This window comes from Curtobacterium pomorum (assembly GCF_044497295.1).
GTDB lineage: Bacteria > Actinomycetota > Actinomycetes > Actinomycetales > Microbacteriaceae > Curtobacterium.
On sequence record NZ_CP172409.1, the window covers coordinates 2,804,338 to 2,825,101 of the forward strand.

The following is a 20,764-nucleotide window of genomic DNA, read 5'->3' on the forward strand; positions in this document are numbered from 1 at the left end:
CTCGTGCACGGTCAGCGGAACGCCACCGTGACCTGCGCCTTGCCGAGCACGGTCTGCCCGCCGGCGGTCACGGTGAGGTCGATGCGCTTCGGTCGGCCGTCGTCGTCGACGGTCCCGACCTTCGCGACGATGCCGATGGTCGCGCCCTGCTCGGGGTCCACGACGACGGGGCGGGTGAAGCGGACGCCGTAACCCGCGACCCAGCCGCTGTCACCGAGCCACTCGGACACCGGCTGCACCGCGAGGCCCATCGTGAGCATGCCGTGCGCGAGCACGCCGGGCAGCCCGACCGAGGCGGCGACGTCGTCGCGGTAGTGGATCGGGTTGAAGTCACCGGAGGCGCCGGCGTAGCGGACGAGCGAGTCGCGGGTGACGTGCACCTCGCGCTCGGCGACCACCGTGCCGACCTCGATCGCGGTGGCTGGTGCGGCGGTCATGCGTCGTCTCCTCGGACCACGAGGGTCGACGTCGCCGTGACGACGTGCTCCCCCGCGGCGTCGTTCATGGTGCTCTGGGCCGTGACCATCGCGTTGCCGCCGAGCGTCTTCACGCTCGTGACGGTCAGGGTCGCGGTGAGTTCGTCGCCGGCCACGATGGGCCGGTCGTAGGTGAAGGACTGCTCGCCGTGCACGACGCGGGAGAAGTCGATGCCGGCGTCCGGCTCGGCCAGGAGCTGCGCGAGCGTGGCTTCCTGCACGACGACCGCGAAGGTCGGCGGGGCGACGACGTCGGCGTACCCGGCGGCACGGGCCGCATCGGGTTCGTGGTGGACGGGGTTGGTCGCGAACACCGCGCGCGAGAACTCGCGCACCTTCTCGCGACCGACCAGGTAGGGCTGGGCCGACGGGAACGTCCTGCCGACGAGCTCGGGGTTCACTGACACGTCGGCAGTCTACCGACGCCCGTCCTGGGGCCTGTCGATGCTGAGGATGCATCGGCTAGGCTTGCCGCGTCGGTTCGGGGGAACCGGCGGTCCGGTGTCGACACCGGATCAGGGGACGGGGGAGCACCGATGGACAGCAGGACCGAGTTCGCCGTGCACACGGGCGACCGCTGCACCGCGATGGAGGTCGCCGCCGCGGCGCTCCGCACCACGGGACACCACGTCGAGTCGACCGGTGGGACCCTCACCGCGACGACCGGCAACCGGCTGCTGACGATCCTGCTCGGCGCGCTCGTGCACCCGTCCCGCGAGTTCCGGCGCTACGAGCTGTCGACGACCGTCACGGGGGCGTCCACCACCATCACGCTCCGGCACAGCGGACACGGGACGGCCGTCTCCGGCGGCAGCATCGGCGCGAGCCGGCGACGAGCGGCTTGGCACGAGGTGAGCGCGTCGGTCGAGCGTGCGCTGCGGTCCGCCGGCGTGTTGCAGGCGCGGACCGGAACCGGGTCGAACTCCGCGCTGTAGTCCCGGTCACGGGGCGGACGGGAGGCCCGGGAACGACGAAAGCCCGGCGAACAGATCGCCGGGCTTGCTGTAGCGAGGGCGGGACTTGAACCCGCGACCCCACGATTATGAGTCGTGTGCTCTAACCAACTGAGCTACCCCGCCAGAGATCCGGAGCGACACGCGCACCGGGTCGGAGCCCCGAGTCAGGATTGAACTGACGACCCCCTCCTTACCATGGAGGTGCTCTACCACTGAGCTATCGGGGCGATGTGCCGCGAACGGCACCACACGAGGATAGCAGACCTCCGACGCTGCTCCGGAACCGGGCGAGACGCCCGGGCGTGCCGCGCCGGCGACCGCTAGTTCGCGTTGGTCTGGAGCCACGCCAGCGGGTCCACGGGGACGCCGTCGACGTGCACTTCGAGGTGCAGGTGCGGGCCCGTGGAGTTGCCCGTGCTGCCCACGAGGCCGAGCTCGTCACCGACCTCGATCTGCTGACCGGTGACCACCTTGAAGGAGTTGTCCTCCATGTGGCCGTACACGCTGACGAACTGCTTGCCGTCGACGTCGTGCTCGACCCAGACGTCGTTGCCGAAACCGCCGTCGTTCGCCTGCACCTTGATGACGGTGCCGGCGGCGATGACACGGATCGGGGTGCCCTCGCCGGGGGCGAAGTCGACGCCCATGTGGTTCGTCGAGCAGAACGAGCAGCCGGCGACCTGGCGACCGCCGAAGCCCGACGTGATCGGGACCCCGGTGAGGAACGGCCACTGGATCGTGCCGGTCGGGTCGTTCGTGAAGCTCGAGGCGTCGACGTTCTTGTACTGCGTGGCGTCGGACACCGTGTACTGGTCGCGGGTCGTCGAACCGTCGGCTGCTGCGCTGACGCTCATCGACTGGGTCGCACCGTTCGCCGTCGACCGGACCGCGGTGGAGCCGGTCTCCGGCACGTAGAGCGCCTGGGCGGGCAACGACGTCGAGACGACGAGCCCGGCGACGAAGAGGAGCGCACCGACGGCCGTCACGCGCGACGCGGCACGGCGGAACGAGGCACCCTGCTTGCGAGCGGTGGGGGCCGGCGCGGTGGTGCGGCTCGTATTGATGTGCCGGGTGGCCCGGTCGACCTGCACGGCGGACGCCGCACGGCCAGTGCGCCGACGGGAGGCCGGGACCTGGCCGATGACCCGACGGGGCTGCGGTGCAGCGGAGGACGGAGCGGCAGCGGGCACGGTGCGCGGTGCGGTGGCGCGGACGTCCGGTGACGTGGGGGCCGGCGGCGTCGTGATGCGCGATGCAGGTCGGACCGCCGACTCCGGCAGCGCGGGCGACGCCGGCGCGAGGTCGATCGGGGACACCGGAGCAGCGGCGGACGACGGCGTGGTCACCCCGACGACCTCGTCGAACGACGGGCGCGCGGCGCTGTCGGGTGCGACGTCCTGCGTGTGGTCCTGCGTGACGGGAGCACCCTTCGCAGCCGCTCGCTCCGCCTCGATCCGTGCTCGTCGGGTCAGGTGGACGACCGGGGTGGCGGCGTCGACGGGACCGGTGGGGACGGACGTCAGTGGAGAGTGGGGCATGCGTGCGGTGGCGATCCTGATCGGGGAAGGAGGGCGCTCGTTGGTAACGAGCAGATAACGGGACCTGAGCACGGTAGCAAACGTCGTCGCACGTCGCCAGTCGTGGTCATGTCCACCGGGGACCCCCAGACCGAGGGACCGTCCGGGGCTCAGGCGTCGAGTGCCCCGGCTTCCAGTCCGCGCAGCAGGGCCTCGAGGTCGTCGGCCACCGCGGGGCTCGCGAACAGGAAGGAACGGGTGCCACCCGCTTCCCAGATGCGGACCGACGCCCCGGCCTCGTGCGCGACGACGGAGCCGCCGGCCATGTCCCACGGGTTGATCCCGCGCTCGTAGTAGGCGTCGACGATCCCGGCACCGACCGCGCAGCAGTCGAGCGACGCCGCTCCCCCGCGTCGGATGTCGCGTACCTCGCCGATGAGCCCGCCGAGCACGGCCACCTGCTCACGCCGCCGGTCTGCCGTGTACCCGAAGCCCGTCGCCACGAGCGTCTCGGCGAGCGAGGCGGGAGCGCTGACGGACAGGGGGACGCCGTCACGGGTGGCGCCCTGCCCGGCCGCGGCGCGGAACACGACCCCGGTGGCCGGGGCGACCACGACACCCGCGACGGGCTCCCACGTCGTCGGGTCGGCGGAGCCGCGCACGACCCCGATGCTCACGCCGTACTCGGCGCTGCCGTACAGGTAGTTGACGGTGCCGTCGATCGGGTCGACGACCCACGTGATGCCCGACTCCCCCGACGCCGAACCCGACTCCTCACCGTGGAACGCGTCGTCCGGCCGGGCCTCGGCGATCCGGGTGCGGATGAGCGCCTCGACCTCGCGATCCGCCGCGGTGACCACGTCGACGATGCTCGACTTGCGGTCGGCGACCTCGACCCCCTCGGCACGTCGTCGTGCGGCGAGCGCGGCCGCCTCGCGTGCGATCGTCTCGGCGAGGTCGGCGAACTGGGACGGTGTGCGGTCGGATGCCATGCACCGATCCTGCCAGTGACGACGAAAGCCCCGTCCGGATCGGACGGGGCTTCCAGGTGGTGGCAAGTGAGGGATTCGAACCCCCGAAGGCTACGCCGGCTGATTTACAGTCAGATCCCTTTGGCCGCTTGGGTAACTTGCCATGCGCACCCAGCCGGTGTGATCACCAACCGAAGGCGCGCACAAAAGCATAGCGGATCCGGAACGGTGGTCGTGACCACCGTGAGCCGATCCGCGCGACCGGAACCGGGCCTCCTGTCCGCCGTTAGGCTGTCCGGCATGGCAGACAGTTCCTTCGACGTGGTCAGCAAGGTCGACAAGATGGAGGCGGAGAACGCCCTCAACCAGGCGGCCAAGGAGATCGAGCAGCGGTACGACTTCAAGGGCGCGGACGCGTCGGTCGCCTTCAGCGGTGACGACGTCCTCATCAAGGCGAACTCGGAAGAGCGCGCCAAGGCCGTCCTCGACGTCCTGCAGAGCAAGGCGATCAAGCGCAACATCAGCCTGAAGAGCCTCGACGCCGGCGACCCGTACCCCTCGGGCAAGGAGTACCGCATCGAGGTGAAGTTCAAGAACGGCATCGAGCAGGACGTCGCCAAGAAGATCGGCGCGTTCCTGCGGGCGAACGCCCCCAAGACCGTGAAGAGCCAGATCCAGGGCGACGAACTGCGGGTCTCCTCGAAGAGCCGTGACGACCTGCAGAACACGATCCAGCTCCTCAAGGGTGAAGAGTTCGACGTCCCGTTGCAGTACATCAACTTCCGCTGACGCGCGGCGTCGAACGACACCCGAACCCGACACCGGCACCCCGTGGAGCACTGGCTCACCGTCGCGATCACCGTCCTGGCCGTCCTGCTGGACCTGGCGATCCGCGCCTTCTCGATCATCTACGTCCCGATCAACCGGAAGCCGCAGACCGCGACGGCCTGGTTGCTGGCGATCTTCCTCATCCCCTACATCGGCTTCATCGTCTTCCTGGTCATCGGGTCGACGAAGCTGCCGCGTGCCCGGCGTGAGAAGCAGACCGAGATCAACGCGTACATCCTCGAGCAGACCGAGGGCATCGAACGCGTGCGCCGTGACCACCCGTGGCCGCTCTGGCTCGAGAGCATCACGACGCTGAACCGCGAACTCGGCGCCATGCCGCTGGTCGGCGGGAACTCGGCCGAGCTCTACCCCGACTCGGAGGAGTCGATCGCCGAGATGACCCGGGCGATCGACCAGTCGCGTCGGTTCGTGCACGTCGAGTTCTACATCGCGACACTCGACGACACGACCCGGCCGTTCTTCGACGCGCTCGCCCGCGCGCAGGCCCGCGGCGTCACCGTCCGCTTCCTGCTCGACCACTGGGCGAGCCGCGGGTACCCCGGCTACAAGGACACGCTGGCGTTCATGGACCGCGCCGGCATCGAGTGGCACCTCATGCTCCCGCTGCTGCCACTGCAGGGAAAGTTCCAGCGCCCCGACCTGCGCAACCACCGGAAGATCATGGTCATCGACGGCTCGGTCGCGTTCACCGGGTCGCAGAACCTGATCGACGCGTCGTACGACATCAAGTCCCACATCGAGAAGGGCATGGTCTACAAGGACCTCTTCGCCCGGTTCGAGGGACCGGTCGTCGCGGGACTGAACGCCCTGTTCGTCACCGACTGGTACAGCGAGACCGACGAACTGCTGCTGCGCGAGAGCGACCCCGTGCAACGAGCCGACCGCGGTGACGCCCTCGACTGCCAGGTGGTGCCGTCCGGGCCGGGGTTCGACGGTGAGAACAACCTGCGCCTGTTCAACGCGCTGCTCTACTCGGCGCAGAAGAAGGTGTCGATCACCTCGCCGTACTTCGTCCCGGACGACTCGATGCTGTACGCCATCACGACGACCGCCCAGCGCGGCGTCGAGGTCGAGCTCTTCGTCGGCGAGATGGGCGACCACGCGATGACGTGGCACGCGCAACGCTCGTACTACGAGGGCCTGCTCCGCGCCGGCGTCAAGATCTGGCTGTACCGGGCACCGGTGATCCTGCACGCCAAGCACTTCACCATCGACGACGAGGTGTCGGTGATCGGGTCGAGCAACATGGACATGCGCTCGTTCAGCCTGAACCTCGAGGTCTCCGTGATGGTGCGCGGCCACCGCTTCGTCGATGCGTTGCGCGCCGTGCAGGACGCCTACAAGGAGCACAGCTTCGAGCTCACGCTCGACGAGTGGGTCGACCGCCCGCGCCGGTCCAAGGTGCTCGACAACGTCGCGCGGCTCACGGCAGCGCTGCAGTAGCGGACGCTGTCGCGCCGTCGCGCTGTCACGCCGTCGCGCCGTCGGCCAGGAGGCGCGGCGCGGCTCCGCCCCGCACGGTGCGTCGTCCTCCACCCGGTGCGACCTTGGCCGCACGGTGCGTCGCGACAGCGAGGCACCCAGCGAGCAAGCCCGCGGCGAGTGGACAACCCTGCACCGTGCAGCAGCACTCCGCTGCCGGGTCTCCCCCGGCAGGTGCGCTCAGCGCATCGGGACGAGGGATGCCAGGGCCGCGACGCCCCGCTCGAGCGGGCCCCGGCCGAGGAACCGCCGCCAGACCATCGCGAACACGACCGAGCCGAGGGCGAACCAGCCCCACGCCTCGGCCGACTCGGGGTAGGTCGGCAGCATCGCGATGACCACGAGGTGTCCCGAGTAGACCGTGAGCGGCATCGACCCGACGGCAGCGAGCGGGAACGCGATCCGCTCGGCGACCCGGCCTCGCCCGTCGAACACCAGGATGCACAGCGCGATGACCGCCACCGCCACCCCGGCTGTGCCCACCACGTCGACGACCGACGACGAGTGGTCACGCGGTGACAGGAAGAGCTGGGCGAGGGCCTGGCCCGGAGTGGCGTCGTCGGCGGCGTACGGAACGCCCGGGAACGCGAACGCAGCCCCTGGCGGCAGCGGCGCGACGACGGTGCCGACGACGTACGCGGTGGCGGCGACCAGTGCGCCGGACGCGAGGAGCACGACCTGCGTGCCCCGCGCCTCCAGACCGGCCCTGGCGACCGCGAGACCGACCAGGACGTACGCCAGGAAGGTGACCACGGGGTAGACCAGGCCGAGCTGCACGCCGACCATGCCCGCGTCCGCGTAGGCCGGCGCGATCGCGACTGCGGCGATCGGCGACAGGACGGCGCAGGCACCCGCGAGGGCGAGGAGCCACGCCGGGCGGACCCGGAGCACCGGGATCACCAGCAGGAAGAGCACCCCGTACGTCGGCAGGATGACGTAGACGGGGGTGTCCAACGCGATGAGCACGAACCCGACGGCGACGACGGCCACGGCGCGGATCGCCAGGCGTGCCCGGACCCGGCCGATCGTCGGTGGTCCAGGCGGGCTCGTCCGACCGCTCGTCAGCCCGATCGACACCCCGGCGAGGACGGCGAACAGCGTGGACGGGCGCCCGTGCGCCACGGCCGACCACGTCGAGGGGTCGGACCAGTCGAGCTGGTCCGCGATGCCGCCGATGTGCGCGGCCATCATGCCGAGCAGCGCGAGCGCCCGTGCGACGTCGACGCCCTGCAGCCGTGCGCCGGAAGCGGACGCGCCCCGCACCGCCGTGGGCGGGACGGGGCGCGTGTCGGTCATCGCCGTCAGTTCGTGGGCGCGTCGACGCGACCGAGCGACACGTCGATCATCTCGTCACGGGGCACGACCTTGATGCGCTCACGCCCCCCGGCAGCACCGAGCGCGAGCTCGTGGGTGTCCAGGTTGTGCCAGCCGTCGAGGTCGGTGTACTGGACACCCCGCTCGCGGAGCAGCGCCGGGATCGCACCCTCGGACGGGTCCTCCGGCGTCCACCAGCTCGCCTGGTCGTTCACGATGTGCTGCACGGTCTCCATCGCGTCGGACTTCGTGTGGCCGATCAGGCCGACCGGGCCGCGCTTGATCCAGCCGGTGGCGTAGACGCCCGGGATCTGCTGGTTGTCGTCGTCGAGGACCTGGCCCTCGTGGTTCGGGATGACGCCGTGGCGCTCGTCGAACGGCAGGCCCGGCAGCGGGGAACCGAAGTAGCCCACGGCACGGTACGCCGCCTGGACCGGGATCTCGCGGATCTCGCCCGTGCCCTCGACGCCACCCTCGCCGTTCGGCCGGGTGCGCTCGTACCGGATCGCGGTGAGGTTGCCGTGCTCGTCGCCGACGAACTCCGTCGGCTTCGCGTAGAAGTGCAGGTGCAGCCGCCGGCTCGCCTGGCCGGTCTCGCGCGTGCGCCACTGCTCGAGCACCCGGTTGATGACCATGACCTGCTTGTTCGTGGCGATCGCGGTCTTCGAGGCCTCGTCGTGGTCGAAGTCCTCGTCGTAGACGATCATGTCGACGTCGCGGACCTCGCCGAGTTCGCGGAGCTCGAGCGGCGTGAACTTCACCTGGGCGGGACCACGGCGGCCGAAGACGTGGACGTCCGTGACGGGTGACGCCTTCAGACCCTCGTACACGTTCGCCGGGATCTCGGTCGGCAGCAGGTCGTCGGCGTGCTTCGCCAGGATGCGAGAGACGTCGAGGGCCACGTTGCCGACCCCGATCACCGCGACGCTCTCGGCGGTCAGCGGCCAGGTGCGCGGGACGTCGGGGTGGCCGTCGAACCAGCTGACGAACTCGGCGGCGCCGTAGGAGCCCTCGAGATCGACGCCGGGGACGTCGAGGTCGGCGTCCTTGATCGCGCCCGTCGAGAAGACGACGGCGTTGTAGTGCTTCTTCAGGTCCTCGAGGGTGATGTCCTCGCCGAAGCGGACGTTGCCGAACAGCCGGACGACACCGCGGTCGAGCACGTCGCGCAGCGCGTTGACGATGCCCTTGATGCGCGGGTGGTCGGGGGCGACGCCGTAGCGGACCAACCCGTACGGCGCGGGGAGCTGCTCGAACAGGTCGATCGACACGTCGTGTCCGTGGGCCTCGCGCAACAGGATGTCCGCGGCGTAGATGCCGGCGGGTCCGGCGCCGACGATGGCGATTCGGAGGGTGGGCACTGATCGTCTCCAGTTCGTTCGGGTGGGGTGCTCCCGGTGGTGCGTCCCGCGCGGCGGCCGTGGGGCCGTCCGGTCGCGGGCGGTGTTCAGCGGCTGCGGTCGACGACGGAGTCCGCGAAGCGGGTGAGTGCCCGCTTCACGGTGCCGTCGGGCAGCGGGGCGAGGGCGTCCACGGCTTCGCGGGCCCAGCGGACCGCGACCGTGCGCGTCGACGCCGTCGCCTCGTGTTCACGCAGGGCGGCGACGGCCGACTGGTACGGCACGGAGCCGACCGCGTCGTCCGGGGCGCCGTTCACGTCGCGCTCGATGCGCTGGACGAGGTCCTGCGCCGCCGGATCGGTCGCCGCGTGCCGCCGCAGGTGCAGCATCGGCAGCGTGTCGACGCCGGCGCGGAGGTCGTTGCCGGCGATCTTGCCGGTCTTGTCCGTCGCGGGTGCCAGGTCGATGACGTCGTCGACGAGCTGGAAGGCGACGCCCACCTTCTCGCCGAAGGTCCCGACGGCGTCGAGGTACGTCCGGTCGGCGCCCGAGAACATGACGCCGGCGCGGGCGGCGGTCGCGATGAGCGAACCGGTCTTGTCGCTGAGGACCTGGATGTAGTGCTCGACCGGGTCGTCGTCGGGCTGCGGGCCGGTGGTCTCGTGCAGCTGCCCCATGCAGAGCCGCTGGAAGGTCTCGGCCTGCATCCGGATGCCCTCGGTGCCGAGGTCGGCGGTGATGAGGCTGGCACGGGCGAAGAGCAGGTCGCCGGTCAGGATCGCCACGTTGTTGCCGTAGGTGATCTGCGCCGCGGGGACCCCACGGCGGACGGGCGCTTCGTCCATGACGTCGTCGTGGTAGAGCGACGCCAGGTGGGTCGTCTCGATGCTCACGGCGGCCTTGACCACGGCGTCGGTCACCCCGTCGCCGAGCTGCGCGATGAGCAGCGTGAGCGTCGGACGGATCCGCTTGCCGCCCGCGGAGAGCAGGTAGCGGCTCGTGGTGTCGGCCAGGGTGTCCGTGGAACGCATGGCGTCCTCGAGCCCCTGCTCGACGAGCTCGAGCCCGTCGTCGACGGCGGTGATGAAGCGGCGGTCGGCGGGCGTGGCGAACAGCCGCTCGCCGATGCCCAGCGAGGCGCGGAGGCTCGGCGCGCGACGTGCGACCGGGACGCTCGGATTCAAGTGCTGCTCCGTCTTCGGGGGATGGTGACCGGTCAGTCGTCGGCCGGGTCGACGCGCGGCTGCTCGCCGGTCGCCTGGTGGTCGCGGCGTGCCTTCGCACGACGGGCCGCGGACTCGCGCACCGTGTCGGCGACGGGCTTGCGGCCACGGTGCAGTGCGACGATACCGGCCGTGAGGTTGCGGTAGGCGACCACGGAGAACCCGACGCCGCGCAGCCACTGGGTCAGGACCTGCTGGTCCGGCCACGCGTCGATCGACTCGGCGAGGTAGCGGTAGGCCGCGGGGTTGCTGCTGGAGAGCTTCGCGATGCCCGGGAGCACGCGCTTCAGGTACGTGCCGTAGCCCAGGCGCAGCAGCGCACGGGGCGGGGTCGAGAACTCGCAGATGACGACGCGGCCGCCGGGCTTCAGCACCCGCAGCATCTCGGCGAGCGCCTGCTTCGGGTCGTTCACGTTGCGGAGCCCGAACGAGATCGTGACCGCGTCGAACGTGTCGTCGTCGAAGGGCAGGTGCTCGGCGTCGCCCTCGACGAAGGTGATCTCGGGGTGTCGCTCACGGCCGACGGCGATCATGCCGGCGGAGAGGTCGAGCGCGCTGACCTCCGCACCCTTCTTCGCGAACGCCGCGGCACTCGTGCCGGTGCCGGCGGCGATGTCGAGGACCTTCTCGCCGGGCTGGGGGTCGACCGCCCGCACCGTGGCGACACGCCACAGCGGTGCGTTGCCCGCCGACAGGATGTCGTTCGTGAGGTCGTACTTGGCCGCGACGTCGTCGAACATCGCCGCCACCTCGTCCGGCCGCTTGTTCAGGTCCGCTCTGCTCACCCGACCAATCCTAGAGGTCTCGACCGTACGTTCACCGGACTCGCAGCGACGGCTCGCGCGACCGGCGGACGGCAGGGCGTCCGACCGACCGCGCGTAGCATCGGAGCCGTGACCCGAACCACCACGGCGGCGCCCCCGCTGACGGTCTCCACCCGGATCCTCGACGACCCGGGCACCGTCCTCCGCCACACCCTCCGCGACCGTCCCCTGGCCTTCGTCCGGAACGGCGACGGCATCGTCGGCATCGGGGAAGCGCTGCGGTTCACGTTCACCGGGCCCGACCGGATGCGCGACGCGGCCGCCGTGTGGCGTTCCGTCGTGGAAGCCGCCACCGTCGACGACCCGGTGCAGCTGCGCGGGTCGGGTCTGGTGGCGTTCGGCTCCTTCGCCTTCGCCGACGACTCCGCCGACGAGAGCGTGTTGATCGTCCCGCGCGTGGTCATCGGTCGTCGGCGCGGGAAGGCCTGGCTCACGGCGATCGACACGACCGTCGGCGCCGAGCCGCTCGCCTTCACACGGACCTCGGTGCCGGTCCCCCACGTCGGACCGCACGTCTCCGTCACGCTGCGCCCGGGCCGGATCGACGAGGCCGCCTACGCCGCGAACGTCGCCGAGGCCGTGCGGCGCATCGTCGCCGGGGGCGCGCAGAAGGTCGTCCTCGCCCGCGACCTCGTCGGCACGCTGCCGCCGGGAGCCGATCGACGCGCCGTGCTGCTCGACCTCGCCGCCGCCTACCCGCAGTGCGTCACGTTCGCGGTCGACGGCCTGGTGGGTGCGACCCCGGAGACGCTCGCCCGCACGGACGGCACGCGGCTGACGGCACGGGTGCTGGCCGGTAGCGCCGCACGCGGGACCGACGAGGTGTCCGACCGTGCGGCCGCCGAGGCCCTCGCCGCCAGCGCGAAGGACGTCGAGGAGCACGCGTTCGCGATCGACAGCCTGCTCGCCTCGCTCCGCCCGCTCGTCACCGAGCTGCGTGCCGACCCCGAGCCGTTCCGACTGCAGCTGCCGAACCTGTGGCACCTGGCGACCGACGTGCAGGCGACGCTGCCGCCGGACACCACCTCGCTCGACGTCGCCGACGCCCTGCACCCGACCGCCGCGGTCGCGGGGACTCCCACCGACGTGGCCGTCCGGCTCGTCGCCGAGCTCGAGGGCGTCGACCGCGGACGCTACGCCGGTCCGGTGGGCTGGATGGGCGCCACGGGCGACGGCGAGTGGATGCTCGCGCTGCGGAGCGCCCGGATCGACGACGACGGCACCGTCCGGGCCTGGGCAGGCGCCGGTGTCGTGGCGGGGTCGGAGCCGGCGCGCGAGGTCGCCGAGACCGCCCTGAAGTTCCGACCGGTCACCGACGCACTGGCCTGAGCGGCGCGGCGCCACGCGGCCCCGCGGTCGCGCTGCATCGCCCCCGCCGCGTCAGTCCGCCAGCGGGACCTCGATGACGACCCGCTCGGCCGGATCGGTGAGCACGCGTTCGAGGTCGCCCCACGTCTCGGCGCGGCGGTACTCCCAGCCGAGGCCGGTGACGACCCGTTCGACGTCGACGTGCTGCGGGGTCGACATCATCCGCCGCATGTCCTCCGGTGGGGTGGTGCGTGCCACCTCGAGCCCGCGGAAGATCGCGCCGCCGTGGTCGTTGCCGACGACGACCTGCACCCGGTGCGTCCGTTCCTCGGTGCCGGTGACGAACGCCCCGAGGTCGTGCAGCAGGGTCAGGTCGCCGAGCAGCACGCGCGTGGTGCCGACCGACGCCGACGACTGCTCGAGCGCCGCGGCGATGCCCAACGCGGTCGACACGGTGCCGTCGATGCCGGCGAGGCCGCGATTCGCGTGCACCCGGATCTTCTTGCCGAGCACCCGTCCGTCGGCAACGCGGATGATCTGCGAGGCCCCGAACACGAGCCGGTCGTGCGGCCACGTCACGCCCCACACGGCGTCGGCGAGCATCGCGCGGTCGACCGGTCGGCGGCGGAGCGCGACCTCGTCGCGCAGGAACTTGTTGCGTTCGGCGCGGTCCGGGGACCGCTTGGCGCCGAGGTCGGGTCCGGCGTCGCCGTCGCCGAGCAGCTGACGGCTCGCGCCGACCCAGCGACCGACCCACGCACGGTGCTCCGGCCGGGTGCGGCCGGTCACGCGGACGTCGGACACGAAGGTGGTCGATGATTCGCTGGGCCCACGCCGCCGGTTCCCGGGCGACGCGCCAGCGGCGTCCGGGCCGTGCCGGTGGGGAGAGGCGCGGGCCGGGTCGAAGGGATCGGCCGCGGGTCCGCGGACCACGATCGTCTCGACCCCCTGCCGCTGCAGCAGCGCCGGAACCTCCCGGCTGAGGGTCGGGTGGCCGAGCACGACGGCGCGGCGGACCGCCCCGCCGAAGTCCGGGTCGCGCAGGAGGTCGCGGTAGGCGACGACGAGGTTCCGGCCGAACCGTGCGCCGCTGGAGACCTCGGCGAGCAGGGGCGCCCCGAGCTCCCACGCGATGCGCTCGGCGTCCGCACCGGCGTCGTGCCCGGCGATGACGACCGTGCCCGGCTCGTCGTCCGGCGACAGCTCCGCCACCGGCAGGCCCCCGTGCACGCGACGGGTGGCGAACGCGGTGTCGACCTCGTCGTCGGGGACGCCCTGCACGTTCTCGGCGTCGAGGCCGGCGGAGAGGGGTTCGCGGAACGCGACGTTGAGCTGCGCCGGTCCGGGCTGTCCGGTGTGCCCGGCGGCCGCGGCGACGGCCTGGCGGGCGAGGTCGTGCAGCGCGGCACGCACCGACGCGTCGGCCCCGTGTGCCGACGGCGCCTCGACGTCGCGGACGAAGGGGACCGCGTCGCCGAACATGCCCGGTTGGACCGTGGTCTGGTTGCTGCCGATGCCGCGGAGTTCGTCCGGCCGGTCGGCGCTCAGGACGATCATCGGGACGCCGGAGTGGTGCGCTTCGAGGACCGCGGGGTGCAGGTTGGCGACGGCGGTGCCCGAGGTCGTCACGACCGCGGCCGGCCGGCCGGACTCCACCGCGAGCCCGAGGGCGAAGAACCCGGCGGTGCGCTCGTCGAGTCGGACGTGCACGGTCAGGCCACCGGCACGCTCGAGGGCGACGGCCGCGAGTGCGAGGGCCTGCGACCGCGAGCCGGGACTGACGACGACGTCGGTGACACCGGCGCGCACGAGTTCCTGCAGCAGGGTCAGGGCCGCGTCCGTCGCCGGGCTGCCCGATCCCGCGGGCCCGTCAGCGATCGGTGCGGCCGTCGTCGTCTCGGTCGTGGAACTGGTCTTCGAGGTCTCGGAGGGTCGCGTCGTCCTGGTCCTTGTCCGTGAGGGTGTCCCCCGGCGCGGGCGTGGTGCCGAGGAAGTCCGGGTCGTCTTCGGGTCCACGGTACCGGGCGGTCGTGCCCGGGGACGCCGGCGACCGGCCGAGCAGGAACCAGAGCACCCCGCCGAGGACGGGGAGGACGATCACCAGGAGGATCCAGACACCGCGCCTGAGGGATCGGACACGTTCGCGGGGCATCGTCGCGCAGTCGATGGCCGCGTACACCGTGAAGGCGACAGCGGCGACGACGACGATCAACCACAAGCGGACCATGCCCAGGAGTGTAGGTCGCGAGCCTGTGACGACCCTGCCGGTCGGCCGTCCGTAGACTCGCAGGGTGAAAGCGTGGCTCCTCTACACCCTCGCCCGGCTCGGCATCTTCGCGGCGGCGCTCGTGCTGCTCCTGCTCCTGACGCCGATGCCCTGGTACTGGGCGACCATCGTCGCTGCCCTCGTCGGGCTCCTGGTGTCCTACATCGCGCTCGCGAAGCTCCGCACCACGGTCGCCCTGAGCCTCGCCAACCGCCGCGGGGGCCCGGAGCGCGACGCGGACACCGACTTCGAGGACGACTTCGTCGACGCTGCGGACACCGACGCCGCGGACACCCCGACCGTGCGCCCGGTGTCGGACGCCGACCGGCACGCCGCGCGCCGGGACACCGACGCGGAGTAGTCCTACGGCTGGACGGCGAGCGTGATGCCGAGCACCACGCCGAACACCAGCGACGCGAACGACGACAGCTGCAACGCCGTGATGAGCTCACGCGGCTTGCGCGACGACACCCCGATCGCGAGCGCCGGCAGGGCCAGCAGCAGCGAGAAGTACGTGAAGCCGGTGCGGAAGTAGAGCAGGACGAACCAGAGCAGCACGACGTACGGCAGCATCAGGAACAGGCCGTACAGTACCCGTGCCACCGGTCGGCCGACGACGACCGCGAGGGTGCGCTTGCCGGCCAGACGGTCCTCGTCGATGTCGCGGATGTTGTTGACCACCAAGACCGCGCAGGCGAAGAACCCGGCGGCGACCGCTGCGGCCCACCCGCTCGCGGTGGCCTGACCGATGAGCACGTACTGGGTGCCGAGCACGGCGACGAGGCCGAAGAACACGAAGACGAAGACCTCACCGAGCGCGTTGTAGCCGTACGGCTTCTTGCCGCCGGTGTAGAACCACGCGGCGACGATGGCGGCGGCGCCCACGAGCAGCAGCCACCACAGCTGGGTGAGCACCACGATGACGATCCCGGCGACCGCTGCCAGCCCGAAGAACGTCAGCGCGACGGTCAGCACCGTCCGGGGCTTCGCGAGGCCGGCACCCGTCAGTCGAGCCGGGCCGACGCGGTACTCGTCGGTGCCGCGGACGCCGTCGGAGTAGTCGTTGCTGTAGTTCACGCCGATCTGCAGGAACAGGGCCACCGCGAGGGCGAGCAGCGCGATGGCGAGGTGCGCGTCCTGCGCCAGGAACGCACCGAAGTCACCCGTGGTGCGACTGTCGACGAAGCCCACTGTGGTGCCGAGCACCACGGGGACGACGCCCAGCGTCAGGGTGCGGAGCCGTGCCCCGCCGATCCAGTCCCGCGCGGTCGCCCGGCGCTTCGAGCGGACCGGGGCCGCGGCCTTCGCCGGGTTGCCCGAGCGGCCCTGCTTGTGCGTCGTGTTCTTCGTTCGTGCCACGACCACCGATCCTATCCGCGACGCGTCGCGGTGCCGTCGCGCGGACCTACGAGGACGCCAAGTCCTGGATCGCCCGCCGGTCGGGCTTGCCGGACGGGAGCATCGGCAGCCGGTCGACGACCACCACCGCGGCCGGACGTGCCGCACGGCCGAGTGCGTCGCCCACGTGGGACCGGACGGTGTCGAGGTCGAGCGGCTGCTCGGTGACGACGACCGGCACCTCGCCCCACTCCCCCGAGGCCCGTCGGGTGACGACCGCCCCGTGCTGGTCGGGCAGGTCGCGCACGAGCCGCTCCACCGCGCCGAGCCGGACCTTCTCACCGCCGGAGACCACCACGTCGTCGAGACGTCCGAGCACCCGGACCACCCCGTCGGACACCGTTGCGGCGTCGCCCGTGCGGTACCAGCGCAGACCGTCGCGGTCGACGAACGTCGTGGCCGTCCGGTCGTCGTCACCGAGGTACCCCTCGGCGAGCATCGGGCCCGACAGCTGCAGCTCGCCGTCCACGACCTCGGTGCGGACGGTGCCGAACGGGACGCCGTCGTACACGCAGCCACCGCTCGTCTCACTGGCGCCGTAGGTCGTCACGATCCGCACGCCCGCCGCGACCGCACGATCGCGCAGTGCCGCCGGGGTCGCCTGGCCGCCGACGAGGACGGCGTCGAACCGGGCGAGCGCAGCGGTCGCACGGCCGTCGTCGAGCACACGGGCGAGCTGCACGGGGACCAGGGACGTGTAGCGCCGTGGGGCGGCAGGGCCGGTGACGAGCCGGTCTGCGGCGTCCGCGAACGCCGCCGCGTCGAAGTGGCCCGGTGCCACGACGACCGGCGTCGTCCCCGCGGCGATCGAGCGGGTCAGGACGTTGAGGCCCGCGATGTAGTGCGTGGGCAGCGCGAGGACCCAACCACCGGGGCCGCCGAGTGCGGCGTCGGCGGCTGCCGCCCCCGCGAGCAGCGCCTCGGACGAGAGCGCCACGCGCTTGCCGGTGCCGGTGGACCCGCTCGTCTCGACCACCAGGGCGACCCGTTGCCGGACGTCGGCCGGTGGCGGGGTCGGCAGGGCGGGCGTTCCCTCGGCGACCGGGAGCAGCGCGGGGCCGCCGGCGAGCGTTGCCTCCAGGCCGCGGAGCACGGCCAGCGGGTCCGACGTGCCGAGCGCGACCAGCGGACGGCTCATGCCACGCCCACCGGGCGCGTGCGGACCACCGGACGCACGCGGAGCACCGGGCTCAGTAGTGCCACGGGAACGACGTCCACTCGGGGGCGCGCTTCTCGAGGAACGAGTCACGGCCCTCGACGGCCTCGTCGGTGCCGTAGGCGAGCCGCGTCGCCTCGCCCGCGAAGACCTGCTGGCCGACCATGCCGTCGTCGACGGCGTTGAACGCGTACTTCAGCATCCGGATCGCGGTCGGGGACTTGCCGAGGACGATCTCACCCCAGCGGATCGCCTCGCGCTCGAGGTCCTCGTGCGGGACGACGGCGTTCACGGCGCCCATCTCGTACGCGCGCTGCGCCGAGTACTCCTGTGCGAGGAAGAAGACCTCGCGCGCGAACTTCTGGCCGATCTGCTTGGCGTAGTAGGCACTGCCGTAGCCGCCGTCGAACGACCCGACGTCGGCGTCGGTCTGCTTGAACCGGCCGTGCTCGGCGCTCGCGATGGTCAGGTCGCAGATCGCGTGCAGCGAGTGCCCGCCGCCGGCCGCCCACCCGGGGACCACCGCGATGACGACCTTGGGCATCATGCGGATCAGGCGCTGCACCTCGAGGATGTGCAGTCGCCCCATCGAGGCCTGCGCGGCGGCCGGGTCGACCCCCTCGGGCGGAGCTCCCTCGTCGCCGACGTACTGGTAGCCGCTGCGCCCGCGGATGCGCTGGTCGCCGCCGGAGCAGAACGCCCAGCCGCCGTCCTTCGGGCTCGGGCCGTTGCCGGTCAGCAGGACGACGCCGACGCGGGGGTCCTGACGGGCGTCGTCGAGTGCGCGGTACAGCTCGTCGACCGTGCGCGGACGGAAGGCGTTCCGCACCTCGGGCCGGTCGAAGGCGACCCGGACGATGCCCTTCGAGACGTGCTTGTGGTACGTGATGTCCGTGAACTGCTCCGCGATCGGAGCCGCGGTCCAGACGTCGGGGTCGAACAGGTCGGAGACGGGAGCAGCCATGCTCCCAACGTACCGCTGCGGTCAGGCGCCCATGCCGGTCAGGACCTCGGGTGCGACGAACACCAGGATCACGATGAGGATGACCGGGTTGGCGAAGAACGCCACCACGACGCCGATCGCGCCGTACCACCGGCCGAGGCCACCGACCGCGGCGACGAAGCCGAGCACGGCGGCGATGAGGGTCAGGAAGACCACGACGAAGCAGATCCCGAACGCGAACTCGGTGTCGCCGCCCATGAAGACCGCGAAGGCGCTGGCGTCGACCGCTGCGGACACCACCGCGAGGCCGAGGGCGATCTTGCCGACGATCGGGCTGCGGCGCTTCCGAGCCGTCGTCTGGCGCACGTCGACGGTGCCCTGCTGCATGAGCCGGGCGAACTCGTCGGTGTCGCGACCGGCGCGCTGCGACGCGTGCTGCTGCGGTTCCCGCGCCACCGCGCCTCCCTCGTTCCGGACGGTTCGATCCGGGTCGTGACCTGTGCCGACCGGGGCCGACCGATGCATGCTAATGCCCTGCCCTGGCGGTCCCCTCCGAGGAACCGGCAGGTGCCCTGGGTGCGGTGGGAGGATGGCGGACGTGCTCCCCGACCTCGCCGAACTCACCGCCGACGCGCACGTGGTCGCCCTGCCCATGCGGGTGCGGTTCCGCGGCATCACCACGCGCGAGGCGGTCGTCCTCCGGGGCCCCTCGGGGTGGACGGAGTTCTCGCCCTTCGTCGAGTACGACGACGCCGAGGCCGCCGCGTGGCTCCGGGGCGCAATCGACTTCGGGTGGACGGAGCACGAGCCCGCCGCCGACTCGGTGCCCGTGAACGCAACGGTGCCGGCGATCACGCCCGATGCGGTCGCCACACTGCTCGCGCGCTACCCCGGGTGCACCACCGCCAAGGTCAAGGTCGCCGAACCCGGCACCACCGTCGACGACGACGTCGCCCGGGTCGCCGAGGTCCGCCGCGTGATGGGCCCCTCGGCGGCCGTCCGGGTCGACGCCAACGGTCTCTGGAGCGTCGACCAGGCCGTCGAGGCCCTCGAACGCCTCGCCCCCTTCGACCTGCAGTACGCCGAGCAACCCTGCCGGACCGTGCCCGAACTGGCGGCACTGCGGTCGCGGACCGCCGGCCTCGGCATCCGGATCGCCGCGGACGAGAGCGTCCGCAAGGCAGCGGACCCCCTCGCCGTCGCACGGGCCGGGGCGGCCGACGTCCTCGTCGTCAAGGCCCAACCGCTCGGCGGCGTCACGGCCGCACGCGCCGTCATCGCCGAGGCCGGGTTGCCGTGCGTGGTCTCCAGCGCGCTCGACACCTCGGTGGGGCTCGGCATGGGGGCGTTCCTCGCCGCGGCCGCGATGTCGCCCGGGTACGCCGCGGGGCTCGGGACGGCCGCGATGTTCGCGTCCGACGTCACCGCGGACCCCCTGCTGCCCGTCGGGGGCCGGGTGCCGGTGCGCCGGGCCACGGTGTCGTCGGACCTGCTGGACCGGAACGCCGCGTCGCCGGAGCGCACGGCGTGGTGGCTCGCCCGGCTCGAGCGCGTGCACACCCTGCTCGCCGCCGCGTAGATCGCGTCGCACGACGGCGTCTGCTCGGCCCTGCACGCGACCGGACGACGGACAGGAGGCGCGGTGCCAGCTGGCACCGCGCCTCCTGTCCGATCGCAGTCGCGACCAGAGCCGCGTCAGCGACGCACGTCGCTCACAGACCCGAGTAGCTGTGCAGGCCCTTGAAGAACACGTTCACGACCGAGAAGTTGAACATCACGGCGGCGAAGCCGATGAGCGCCAACCACGACGACCGCGCACCGCGCCAGCCGCGGGTCGCACGGGCGTGGATGTACCCGGCGTAGACGACCCAGATGATGAACGTCCAGACCTCCTTGGTGTCCCAACCCCAGTACCGGCCCCAGGCGCGCTCCGCCCAGACCGCACCGGCGATCAGGGTGAAGGTCCAGAGGACGAAACCGACGAGCAGGACGCGGTAGGTGAGGACCTCGAGGCGGTCGGCGTCCGGCAGGGTCGCCATGAAGCGGAGCTTGCCCGACGCGGTGCGGCCCTGGCGGTACGTCTGCACGAGCTGCGCCACCGCGAGCCCCGCGCCGAGCGCGAAGAACCCGGTGCCGGCGATCGCCACGAAGACGTGGATGACCAGCCAGTAGGACTGCAGGGCGGGCTGCAGCGGGACGACGGGGACCCAGTAGTTCACCGTGGCGATGCCGAGCAGGATGATCGTCAGCCCGGTGATGAAGACACCGAGGAACTTCAGGTTCTGCCAGAACTGCACCAGCAGGAAGATGAGCGTGATCAGCGCCGTGCCGGTGAGCGAGAACTCGAACATGTTGCCCCACGGCACACGGTCGGCCGCGATACCGCGGAGGACCACCGATGCGACGTGCAGGACGAGCGCGAGGATCGTCATGGCCATGCCGACGCGTTCGAACTTCGTGCCGCGCCCGGCCGAGCCGCTGGCGTTCGCCGGGGGTGCGGCGACCGGTTCGAGCACGACGGTGCCACCCCGGACGGTGGCGACGGTCTTCGCCGAGCGGGCCGCACCCACCGAGGCGGTCGCGGCTGCGTCGTCCGAGTCCGCGCCCGTCTTCTTCGCCGCTGCCGTCACCTCGCCGGAGCGTTTCGCCATGTCCAGCGCGAACGAGATGAACGCGATGACGTAGACCGCCATCGCGGAGTACGTCAGCACGACCGAGTAGGTCGCGAGGTTCGTGGTCAT

The 20,764-nt window shown here is 71.9% G+C and carries 21 protein-coding genes and 3 tRNA genes; 6 read left to right on the forward strand and 18 right to left on the reverse strand.

All coding sequences use genetic code 11. From position 1 onward, the window contains the following. Window positions 1-11: 11 nt before the first annotated feature. Together ACGH48_RS13285 and ACGH48_RS13290 are read right to left on the reverse strand one after the other, a co-directional pair. Window positions 12-437 (reverse strand): MaoC/PaaZ C-terminal domain-containing protein, encoded by a 426-nt coding sequence (locus ACGH48_RS13285; protein ID WP_123292107.1) that lies wholly within the window; start codon window positions 435-437, stop codon window positions 12-14. Next, the gene (locus ACGH48_RS13290) at window positions 434-883 is read right to left on the reverse strand and encodes a MaoC family dehydratase N-terminal domain-containing protein (RefSeq protein ID WP_396288920.1); all 450 of its coding nucleotides are present in this window, start codon (window positions 881-883) and stop codon (window positions 434-436) included. Before ACGH48_RS13290 ends, ACGH48_RS13285 begins: the two co-directional genes overlap by 4 nt. A gap of 129 nt (window positions 884-1,012) precedes the next feature. Between ACGH48_RS13290 and ACGH48_RS13295 the strand changes: the two genes are divergently transcribed. Then, window positions 1,013-1,411 carry a hypothetical protein gene (locus tag ACGH48_RS13295; RefSeq protein ID WP_396288921.1) on the forward strand — a complete coding sequence of 133 codons (399 nt, stop codon included), beginning with the start codon at window positions 1,013-1,015 and terminating at the stop codon, window positions 1,409-1,411. Window positions 1,412-1,481: 70 nt separating this feature from the next. Here the strand turns inward: ACGH48_RS13295 and ACGH48_RS13300 are convergent. The 5 genes from ACGH48_RS13300 to ACGH48_RS13320 form a co-directional block, all read right to left on the reverse strand. Next, window positions 1,482-1,555 (reverse strand) — tRNA-Met (locus ACGH48_RS13300). 32 nt (window positions 1,556-1,587) lie between these two features. After that, a tRNA-Thr gene (locus ACGH48_RS13305) sits at window positions 1,588-1,659 on the reverse strand. 93 nt (window positions 1,660-1,752) lie between these two features. After that, window positions 1,753-2,970 (reverse strand): peptidoglycan DD-metalloendopeptidase family protein, encoded by a 1,218-nt coding sequence (locus tag ACGH48_RS13310; RefSeq protein WP_396288922.1) that lies wholly within the window; start codon window positions 2,968-2,970, stop codon window positions 1,753-1,755. 149 nt (window positions 2,971-3,119) lie between these two features. Then, window positions 3,120-3,941 carry an inositol monophosphatase family protein gene (locus ACGH48_RS13315; protein ID WP_396288923.1) on the reverse strand — a complete coding sequence of 274 codons (822 nt, stop codon included), beginning with the start codon at window positions 3,939-3,941 and terminating at the stop codon, window positions 3,120-3,122. Between the two features lie 57 nt (window positions 3,942-3,998). Further along, window positions 3,999-4,083 (reverse strand) — tRNA-Tyr (locus tag ACGH48_RS13320). Window positions 4,084-4,220: 137 nt separating this feature from the next. Here ACGH48_RS13320 and ACGH48_RS13325 point away from each other — a divergent pair. Both ACGH48_RS13325 and cls read left to right on the forward strand, forming a co-directional pair. Next, window positions 4,221-4,709, forward strand: a complete 489-nt coding sequence (locus tag ACGH48_RS13325; protein WP_123313841.1) for a YajQ family cyclic di-GMP-binding protein — start codon at window positions 4,221-4,223, stop codon at window positions 4,707-4,709. Between the two features lie 42 nt (window positions 4,710-4,751). Next, window positions 4,752-6,212, forward strand: coding sequence for a cardiolipin synthase (gene cls, locus ACGH48_RS13330; RefSeq protein ID WP_123313842.1), 1,461 nt, complete (start codon window positions 4,752-4,754; stop codon window positions 6,210-6,212). Window positions 6,213-6,431: 219 nt separating this feature from the next. On the opposite strand, the gene ACGH48_RS13335 is transcribed toward cls, so the two are convergent. The 4 genes from ACGH48_RS13335 to ACGH48_RS13350 form a co-directional block, all read right to left on the reverse strand. Then, complete coding sequence (locus tag ACGH48_RS13335; RefSeq protein ID WP_396288924.1) at window positions 6,432-7,547, reverse strand: heparan-alpha-glucosaminide N-acetyltransferase domain-containing protein; 1,116 nt, start codon at window positions 7,545-7,547, stop codon at window positions 6,432-6,434. A 5-nt stretch (window positions 7,548-7,552) separates the two neighbouring features. Beyond that, window positions 7,553-8,926, reverse strand: coding sequence for an FAD-dependent oxidoreductase (locus tag ACGH48_RS13340; RefSeq protein ID WP_396288925.1), 1,374 nt, complete (start codon window positions 8,924-8,926; stop codon window positions 7,553-7,555). Between the two features lie 86 nt (window positions 8,927-9,012). Further along, on the reverse strand, window positions 9,013-10,089 hold the full coding sequence (locus tag ACGH48_RS13345; protein ID WP_123313845.1) for a polyprenyl synthetase family protein: 1,077 nt from the start codon (window positions 10,087-10,089) through the stop codon (window positions 9,013-9,015). Window positions 10,090-10,121: 32 nt separating this feature from the next. Continuing rightward, a complete protein-coding gene (locus ACGH48_RS13350) occupies window positions 10,122-10,913 on the reverse strand; it encodes a demethylmenaquinone methyltransferase (protein WP_123313846.1) in 792 nt (263 codons plus the stop codon). 108 nt (window positions 10,914-11,021) lie between these two features. On the opposite strand from ACGH48_RS13350, the gene ACGH48_RS13355 reads away from it, so the two are divergent. Further along, window positions 11,022-12,281: an isochorismate synthase MenF gene (locus ACGH48_RS13355; protein WP_123313847.1), complete on the forward strand. Its 1,260-nt coding sequence runs from the start codon at window positions 11,022-11,024 to the stop codon at window positions 12,279-12,281. A 51-nt stretch (window positions 12,282-12,332) separates the two neighbouring features. On the opposite strand, the gene menD is transcribed toward ACGH48_RS13355, so the two are convergent. Both menD and ACGH48_RS13365 read right to left on the reverse strand, forming a co-directional pair. Continuing rightward, window positions 12,333-14,138 carry a 2-succinyl-5-enolpyruvyl-6-hydroxy-3-cyclohexene-1-carboxylic-acid synthase gene (gene menD, locus ACGH48_RS13360; protein ID WP_396291130.1) on the reverse strand — a complete coding sequence of 602 codons (1,806 nt, stop codon included), beginning with the start codon at window positions 14,136-14,138 and terminating at the stop codon, window positions 12,333-12,335. Further along, on the reverse strand, window positions 14,131-14,487 hold the full coding sequence (locus ACGH48_RS13365; RefSeq protein WP_123313848.1) for a PLD nuclease N-terminal domain-containing protein: 357 nt from the start codon (window positions 14,485-14,487) through the stop codon (window positions 14,131-14,133). Before ACGH48_RS13365 ends, menD begins: the two co-directional genes overlap by 8 nt. Before the next feature lie 64 nt (window positions 14,488-14,551). Here ACGH48_RS13365 and ACGH48_RS13370 point away from each other — a divergent pair, with 64 nt between their 5' ends. After that, window positions 14,552-14,887 carry a DUF4229 domain-containing protein gene (locus ACGH48_RS13370; RefSeq protein ID WP_123313849.1) on the forward strand — a complete coding sequence of 112 codons (336 nt, stop codon included), beginning with the start codon at window positions 14,552-14,554 and terminating at the stop codon, window positions 14,885-14,887. A gap of 2 nt (window positions 14,888-14,889) precedes the next feature. On the opposite strand, the gene ACGH48_RS13375 is transcribed toward ACGH48_RS13370, so the two are convergent. The 4 genes from ACGH48_RS13375 to ACGH48_RS13390 are packed head-to-tail and all read right to left on the reverse strand — an operon-like array spanning window position 14,890 to window position 18,479. Next, window positions 14,890-15,891 (reverse strand): 1,4-dihydroxy-2-naphthoate polyprenyltransferase, encoded by a 1,002-nt coding sequence (locus tag ACGH48_RS13375; protein WP_396288926.1) that lies wholly within the window; start codon window positions 15,889-15,891, stop codon window positions 14,890-14,892. Between the two features lie 40 nt (window positions 15,892-15,931). Continuing rightward, on the reverse strand, window positions 15,932-17,062 hold the full coding sequence (locus ACGH48_RS13380) for an AMP-binding protein (protein WP_396288927.1): 1,131 nt from the start codon (window positions 17,060-17,062) through the stop codon (window positions 15,932-15,934). A 52-nt stretch (window positions 17,063-17,114) separates the two neighbouring features. Next, entirely contained in the window at window positions 17,115-18,044 is a 930-nt protein-coding gene (locus tag ACGH48_RS13385) for a 1,4-dihydroxy-2-naphthoyl-CoA synthase (RefSeq protein ID WP_111084280.1), read from the reverse strand. Between the two features lie 21 nt (window positions 18,045-18,065). Then, window positions 18,066-18,479, reverse strand: coding sequence for a hypothetical protein (locus tag ACGH48_RS13390; RefSeq protein WP_396288928.1), 414 nt, complete (start codon window positions 18,477-18,479; stop codon window positions 18,066-18,068). Window positions 18,480-18,612: 133 nt separating this feature from the next. Between ACGH48_RS13390 and ACGH48_RS13395 the strand changes: the two genes are divergently transcribed. Next, window positions 18,613-19,602 carry an o-succinylbenzoate synthase gene (locus ACGH48_RS13395; RefSeq protein WP_396288929.1) on the forward strand — a complete coding sequence of 330 codons (990 nt, stop codon included), beginning with the start codon at window positions 18,613-18,615 and terminating at the stop codon, window positions 19,600-19,602. A gap of 133 nt (window positions 19,603-19,735) precedes the next feature. On the opposite strand, the gene ccsB is transcribed toward ACGH48_RS13395, so the two are convergent. Then, window positions 19,736-20,764, reverse strand: a complete 1,029-nt coding sequence (ccsB, locus tag ACGH48_RS13400; RefSeq protein ID WP_396291131.1) for a c-type cytochrome biogenesis protein CcsB — start codon at window positions 20,762-20,764, stop codon at window positions 19,736-19,738.

Coding starts and splice junctions, on each gene's coding strand:
- ACGH48_RS13285 (WP_123292107.1), bottom strand. CDS start 437: ATGACCGCCGCACCAGCCACCGCGATCGAGGTCGGCACGGTGGTCGCC.
- ACGH48_RS13295 (WP_396288921.1), top strand. CDS start 1,013: ATGGACAGCAGGACCGAGTTCGCCGTGCACACGGGCGACCGCTGCACC.
- ACGH48_RS13310 (WP_396288922.1), bottom strand. CDS start 2,970: ATGCCCCACTCTCCACTGACGTCCGTCCCCACCGGTCCCGTCGACGCC.
- ACGH48_RS13315 (WP_396288923.1), bottom strand. CDS start 3,941: ATGGCATCCGACCGCACACCGTCCCAGTTCGCCGACCTCGCCGAGACG.
- ACGH48_RS13325 (WP_123313841.1), top strand. CDS start 4,221: ATGGCAGACAGTTCCTTCGACGTGGTCAGCAAGGTCGACAAGATGGAG.
- ACGH48_RS13335 (WP_396288924.1), bottom strand. CDS start 7,547: ATGACCGACACGCGCCCCGTCCCGCCCACGGCGGTGCGGGGCGCGTCC.
- ACGH48_RS13365 (WP_123313848.1), bottom strand. CDS start 14,487: ATGGTCCGCTTGTGGTTGATCGTCGTCGTCGCCGCTGTCGCCTTCACG.
- ACGH48_RS13380 (WP_396288927.1), bottom strand. CDS start 17,062: ATGAGCCGTCCGCTGGTCGCGCTCGGCACGTCGGACCCGCTGGCCGTG.
- ACGH48_RS13385 (WP_111084280.1), bottom strand. CDS start 18,044: ATGGCTGCTCCCGTCTCCGACCTGTTCGACCCCGACGTCTGGACCGCG.
- ACGH48_RS13395 (WP_396288929.1), top strand. CDS start 18,613: ATGGCGGACGTGCTCCCCGACCTCGCCGAACTCACCGCCGACGCGCAC.
- ccsB (WP_396291131.1), bottom strand. CDS start 20,764: ATGACCACGAACCTCGCGACCTACTCGGTCGTGCTGACGTACTCCGCG.